Origin of the sequence: Protofrankia sp. CiP1_Cm_nod1 (genome assembly GCF_920888515.1) — a bacterium.
Taxonomy (GTDB): Bacteria; Actinomycetota; Actinomycetes; order Frankiales; family Frankiaceae; genus Protofrankia.
The window spans coordinates 28,624-30,409 of the sequence record NZ_CAKKTM010000044.1 but is presented as its reverse complement, the minus strand read 5'-3'; the positions used below and the strand labels follow the sequence as shown (position 1 = coordinate 30,409).

2 protein-coding genes and 1 tRNA gene are annotated in these 1,786 nt (G+C 66.3%); 2 read left to right on the top strand and 1 reads right to left on the bottom strand.

Annotated elements, in window-relative coordinates:
• Positions 1 to 294 precede the first annotated feature (294 nt).
• A tRNA-Ser gene (locus NBX02_RS02970) sits at positions 295 to 382 on the bottom strand.
• 273 nt (positions 383 to 655) lie between these two features.
• Between NBX02_RS02970 and NBX02_RS02965 the strand changes: the two genes are divergently transcribed.
• Entirely contained in the window at positions 656 to 931 is a 276-nt protein-coding gene (locus tag NBX02_RS02965) for a hypothetical protein (RefSeq protein ID WP_250289879.1), read from the top strand.
• Positions 932 to 1,112: 181 nt separating this feature from the next.
• On the top strand, positions 1,113 to 1,421 hold the full coding sequence (locus NBX02_RS02960; protein WP_250289877.1) for a hypothetical protein: 309 nt from the start codon (positions 1,113 to 1,115) through the stop codon (positions 1,419 to 1,421).
• Positions 1,422 to 1,786 lie beyond the last annotated feature (365 nt).

Genomic DNA, 1,786 nt, shown 5'->3' with positions numbered 1-1,786 from the left:
TGGCTCATCGATGTGCCCATGCTTATCGAGGATCTGCGGATCCGCGCTGGCCGTCTTCTCACCGCGGCCGAGCAGAGGCGCTATGCGCTCGGCAACTCGGACAACCACGACGCAGAGTCCAGTGCCCAAACCCTCGGCGAGGCATCATGATCGTCCCCACGTATTCCCCACAGATGGCTGTAGGCGTCCGCTTGCCACCGGACACAACCGGACGCACGCAACACCAGGAAAGATCACCAAAGAGAGATCGAAAACTCCCTGACCTGCGACCCGGGGTCGACGTTGCAGGTAGAGCGGAGGGCGTGGGATTCGAACCCACGAGGACGCAGGACGCCCTAACGGTTTTCAAGACCGTCGCCATCGGCCACTAGGCGAGCCCTCCTGACCTGCGGAAACGCTGCCAGGCTACGTCCGGATCACCGGAGCCTGCCCGCCATGTGCCCGCCACGTGCGGATCCAGGGTCTCACAGCCCGCACCGGGGGCGTCCGTGACCCCGCCCAACCTGCCGGCTGGCTGCTGTCCGGTCAGCGCATCCGCGATCCGACCGTTCACGAACTGGTCCTGCCCGACTACGCAGTTTGTGTACACCCGCAACAGGATGTCGACACTGCGCCCAGCACGACGGCAGGTGTTGAGATCACACGCGGAGACGAGGTGAGGCCGTCCTGCCACTCCACCGCCAAACTGCGCAAGGTGGACAGCCTGGATGGCGGGCCCCTGACCGCTGAAGAAGTCTGTCAGGTACTACGTGCGGCGCCCGTACCAGCGGGCAGCATTGTCGGCTCCGAGCCAAGATCGGTGCCAGGCGAGCCGGGCCTGTACGCGTGGTGGGCGGTGCCGGGTGCGCTCCCAGGGAAGAAGATCCCGCTGCCGCGCGCGCAGCTTGACTGGCTGCTCCACTGGCAGGTCTCCCACCTGACAGCAACATAATCTGACGGAACAACAACCGCGCCAGGGGCACCCTGCGGACGGCCCTTCGCGCTGGCGACGGCACCCGGCTGAGCACCCGATCAGCCCCGGCTGGGCGCCTGCGGATTCTTACGGGGCAGGGGCGCGTCAGCACAGCGCCTTTCGCGTGGCTCCGTGGACCACTTTGTGGTCTGTTGTTGGAATGTCCGATCTGCCCGCGGCCGGGTCGGCATGCTGGTGCGACGATCAGAAGGAGGATGCCATGGGATTTTTGCGGCGACGGGACGACGATGCCGGCGAGGACCGCGACCGTATGGACAAGGGCCAACGGCGGCGGCAGGACACCCGGCGCGGCAACCCGACCTGGCGCAGCTGTGGGCTGTGCGGCGGCACGGGAAAGGTGCTCAGAGACATCGGCGGAACAGACGAGGACGGTGCGTTCAACGAAACCAAGAAACTGAACTGTACGTCCTGCGACGGAACGGGAAGGTTACCGATCAAAAATGATTGAACCTGTCGTGCCACTGCTGACGCTGGACTGTCCGCGGCACCGTCGGCGCCGCCGCCGACGCGGCCCGGGTGACCCGCCGAAAGGCCCGCGGCCAGGTACGTCCGGCGACTGCCCGCACTGCCGGACGGTGTGGGCCGACGGCTACGGCCCCGATGCCGAACCGCCGTCACGCGGCCCCTGGCGACCGGGCCCGGTCCACGGCCCGAGCTGAGCACCCGCCGTATCGTCCGTAATATCTTTCGCGATACACACGCATACCGCCCTCACGCGCGCATACACACATACAAGTCACGCGCGTACCACATGTTCCGTGCATTCCGCGTGTACCGTGCATTCCGCGTGTACCGCCGGGTGGCCCGGGAAAT

Bases quoted from the DNA above. Each gene is read 5' to 3' on its own strand.
- NBX02_RS02960 (WP_250289877.1), top strand. From the start codon at position 1,113: ATGTCCGATCTGCCCGCGGCCGGGTCGGCATGCTGGTGCGACGATCAG.